Below are 3,582 nucleotides of genomic sequence, written 5' to 3'. Positions count from 1 at the left end.
TTCATCCTTTCTATCGTCCCCGCTCCCATCCTGACGCTATAGATATAAACCTGCGCTGTTTGGAGGGCAATGTCTTAGGCGATTTTCAGATCCAGTTCTTTGATGGGGCTAACTGGGAAGACAATATTGAGAAAATTCGGGATATCGATGGTAAAAGGGAGTAATTGTGAAGGAAACGGCAACGGCGATCATTTTAGTATTAGGGGCGGTTTTAGATTATCTGGTGGGCGATCCTTGGGGATGGATTCATCCAGTGCAGGTGATGGGGGCGATTATTGCTGTTGCCACAAAAGTTATCCTTAATTGGACGCGGGAAAAAATTCGCCAACGTTTAGCGGGCATAATTCTGGGACTAGGTTTAATTATCTTGGCCGGGGTCTTAACTTGGCTAGGAATCCAATGGTTAGGTCAGGTCAATTTGCTGCTGAGTTGCCTAGTACAAATGATTCTCTTGGCTAGTTGTTTAGCCGGTAGAAGTTTACGCAGGGCTGCCGAAACAGTCATCGCACCTTTACAAGCTGAAAATATCACCTTAGCTCGTTGCCAACTAAGTTTATACGTTGGTCGCGACACAGATAATCTCGGCTGGGAAGAAATCCTCCGCGCCCTATTAGAAACCGTCAGTGAAAATGGTGTGGATGGAGTTACCGCGCCGCTTTTTTATGCCCTTCTCGGTGCTTTTCTGGGTGTGGGGCCAGTTCCCCTCGCTTGCGCTTATAAAGCCGCTAGTACCCTCGATTCGATGATTGGCTATCGTCGGCCACCCTACACCCATATTGGTTGGTTTAGTGCCAAAAGCGAGGATGTTTTGACATGGCTACCCTGTCGTTTGACGGTCTTAACTCTCGCCCTAATTTCGGGCCGGCCGGGGCGGGTTTTAAGCATTTGTTGGCGCGATGCCCGTCGGGATCCTAGTCCTAATTCTGGTTGGAGTGAATGCGTCTATGGGGCGATTTTGGGGGTGCAATTGGGGGGTAAAAATCAATATCGAGGCCAGATTGTGGAAAAACCTTTATTGGGCGATAACCTCAACCCGATTACCGTCAAAACCGTCGAACAGGCTTTGAATTTAACTCGTACTTGTGTATTACTTTGGCTGGCGATCGCTGTCAGCTGCTTGATTGCTAGAGATTTTGCTCAATTTTAGCGACCACAGGCGACGGCGTTGACGGGGTTGACGCTGCCAGTAACGGATAATCAGGGAGAAGGTCAAGAATAGGGATTGCAGTATCTGTATCTGTCCGCAGAGACGTTGATAGTTTTGTCGGAGATAATAGGTTTTCGCCCCGGCGATGACAATATATTCGGGGGCGGGGTAAAAAATGTGGTGTAAACGTCGTTCCACCCGGTTTAAAATTTTGGTCACTCGCCCTAAAATCCGCCGCAATTGCCACAATTTCCAGACTAGAAAGCAATTAAATAAAGTTAAGCCTAGATTGAAGCCGAGGACAAAAAAGAACATGGTCGAGGCGATGGTCGAGTTATGCCAATTTTAGCCTAGATTCCCCACTTCAAAGTGTCGGGGAAAGAAATCCCATCAGCTGCCCGGGTATTTAGGGTTTGCTTACTAATTCTAAAAACCTTGTTGGATAAGCTGTTGGTCATTTAAATTGCTTGTTGAGATCAGGCGGTCGGCAGGAGTCAGTATTCAGGAGATAGGAGACAGGTTTTGGAGGTTGGGGTTTTGGGGTTTTGGGGTTTTAGTTCAATTTCCCCACTTCCCCACCTCCCCAATTCATAATTCATAATTCATAATTCCCACTCCCCCTATACCCCACACCCCACACCCTACACCCCACACCCTGCCCCCAGGAAGAGCTTTTTGCCGCAAACCCTAGTTAGCGTCCGAGGGCGTGTAATCCGTTAATAATTTCGGCACAGCGCTCGGTAACTGTCTGTAAAGCTTCTCTTTTGCTAGAAATCGGTGGCGGCAGCACTTCGCCGATGCGAATAGTTAAGGGGATACTATGGGGAAAAGAAGAACCTTTTTGAAAAATCTTTTCTGTCCCCCACAAACTGACGGGTAACAGGGGAACTCCCGCTTTAGCGGCAATCATCGCCGCGCCTAGTTTTGGTTGATGGATCAATCCGTCCTCGGTGCGGGTTCCCTCCAGAAACACTCCTACTGCCCAGCCCGCTGCTAAGGCTGCCATCGCCGCCCGAATTGCCCCGCGATCACCACTGCTGCGTTTGACGGGATAGGCCCCGTAAAGAGCGATCGCCTGTTTTAAAATCGGGATGGTGAATAATTCTTCTTTAGCCATATAAGCTACGGGACGACGCACAGCACAGGATAATAGAGGTGGATCGAAGTAACTGGCGTGATTGCAGACGATAATCAGAGGATGACGCCGGGGGACATTTTCCACTCCGTAAACGCGACCGCGAAAATAGCCGTGTAGGGTTGGGCTAACGATCGACCATTTAAAGAGATGATATAAAACTAAACTGGCAAAAGGTTCTCGCTCTTGAGGCTGGTTCATGACTGACAATTGTTCCCTAGACATGGAAAAGCCCTCGGGAGTCTTGCCGTGTTTCGACCCCAAGGACTTTGCTTTCTTCTCACTCCTCACACAATTGAAATATATAACAATTTATGGGTTAGGGAAAGGTTAAGCGTGCCGCTTTCTTAACTGGCATAATTACTTACCTAGGGTTTGCGGCAAAAAGTTTTTCCTAGGGGTAGGGTGTGGGGTGTGGGGTGTGGGGTGTCGGGTTTTACCGATTTTCAGGTGGTCAATTACCTCATTTTCGATGGTAATTAGGGTTTGCTGAAAAAGTTTGTTGGTGGGGTTAGGAGTCAGTGGCCGGTCGTTTCAGGCTTTGTTGCCCTTCTTTTTTTTATACCAGTCTATGTACTACAAGAAGAATAATGCAAAGTTTTTGAATGTCCCAATCCTATATTCTTGCACTAACATCGGATTTTAACAGGTCAAAAGCCTTATTTTAAAAGGGTTTTACCATTATTCAGCCAGCCCTAATTAATTTTGCTTAGGTACTTAAAAAAAGTTGGGTTAAAATATAAAGGCCAAATCTAGTCAGAAAAAGAGAATTTTTATGGAAAAACAGGTAAATTGTGCTGTAGATTGCCTAAATGGTTGTATTTTAGGCGATAAATGCCCCAATCAAGCTCATGCCGCTGAAGCAGCCAAATTCATTGCCGAAACTTCTTTGGAAAAGATGCTAGAAATGGCAGAAGCCGCTAGACTAAAAAAACTGACGCAACCGACCCAATGGATTATTCCCGATGATTTCTAGGGTTTGGCCGGGGAACGGGGAACGGGGGTTAGTTCGCACCTTGCCGACAAAATTGGCTACAGTTCCCCTGGGGTGCGGGGTAATACGGCTCGGTTAAGCCTAAAACTCTGGTTGAGACTGCATGGGAGCGGGGAGCGGCTATGGCCAGAAATCTTAAGAAAATCTTTAATTAGAGCTTGCTGAATCAGCAATTCCAAATTCAAACGGTAGTGTAGGATACAGAATTGATTTCGCTTCTGTCCCTCAAAATAGAGTGAACGAGTTGCCCATTGGGTTTTGCAGGAATGGAAGTCCAAGATTTGAGTTTTATAGGGATGCTGAGCT

Annotated in this window: 5 protein-coding genes and 1 pseudogene; 3 read left to right on the top strand and 3 right to left on the bottom strand. The window is 46.8% G+C overall.

The annotated features are described in order from the left end of the window. Together PX482_RS02855 and cbiB are read left to right on the top strand one after the other, a co-directional pair. Window positions 1-164 (top strand): annotated as a pseudogene (locus PX482_RS02855) (GFA family protein); the annotation flags it as partial. 2 nt (window positions 165-166) lie between these two features. Beyond that, complete coding sequence (cbiB, locus tag PX482_RS02850) at window positions 167-1,147, top strand: adenosylcobinamide-phosphate synthase CbiB (RefSeq protein WP_288122049.1); 981 nt, start codon at window positions 167-169, stop codon at window positions 1,145-1,147. On the opposite strand, the gene PX482_RS02845 is transcribed toward cbiB, so the two are convergent. Further along, complete coding sequence (locus PX482_RS02845) at window positions 1,088-1,462, bottom strand: hypothetical protein (protein ID WP_288122047.1); 375 nt, start codon at window positions 1,460-1,462, stop codon at window positions 1,088-1,090. The two genes, cbiB and PX482_RS02845, sit on opposite strands and share 60 nt — an antisense overlap. Before the next feature lie 376 nt (window positions 1,463-1,838). Beyond that, entirely contained in the window at window positions 1,839-2,507 is a 669-nt protein-coding gene (locus PX482_RS02840) for a lysophospholipid acyltransferase family protein (protein ID WP_002757339.1), read from the bottom strand. Between the two features lie 550 nt (window positions 2,508-3,057). On the opposite strand from PX482_RS02840, the gene PX482_RS02835 reads away from it, so the two are divergent. Next, window positions 3,058-3,258 (top strand): hypothetical protein, encoded by a 201-nt coding sequence (locus PX482_RS02835; RefSeq protein ID WP_002798182.1) that lies wholly within the window; start codon window positions 3,058-3,060, stop codon window positions 3,256-3,258. 56 nt (window positions 3,259-3,314) lie between these two features. Here PX482_RS02835 and PX482_RS02830 read toward each other — a convergent pair. Continuing rightward, a partial coding sequence (locus PX482_RS02830) for a hypothetical protein (protein WP_288094696.1) occupies window positions 3,315-3,582 on the bottom strand: 268 nt, incomplete at its 5' end.

The organism is Microcystis sp. M53602_WE12 (assembly GCF_030065455.1).
In the GTDB taxonomy this organism is placed as follows: Bacteria; Cyanobacteriota; Cyanobacteriia; order Cyanobacteriales; family Microcystaceae; genus Microcystis; species Microcystis aeruginosa.
The sequence above is the reverse complement of the archived record's forward strand: the minus strand, read 5'-3'. Positions and strand labels throughout refer to the sequence as shown.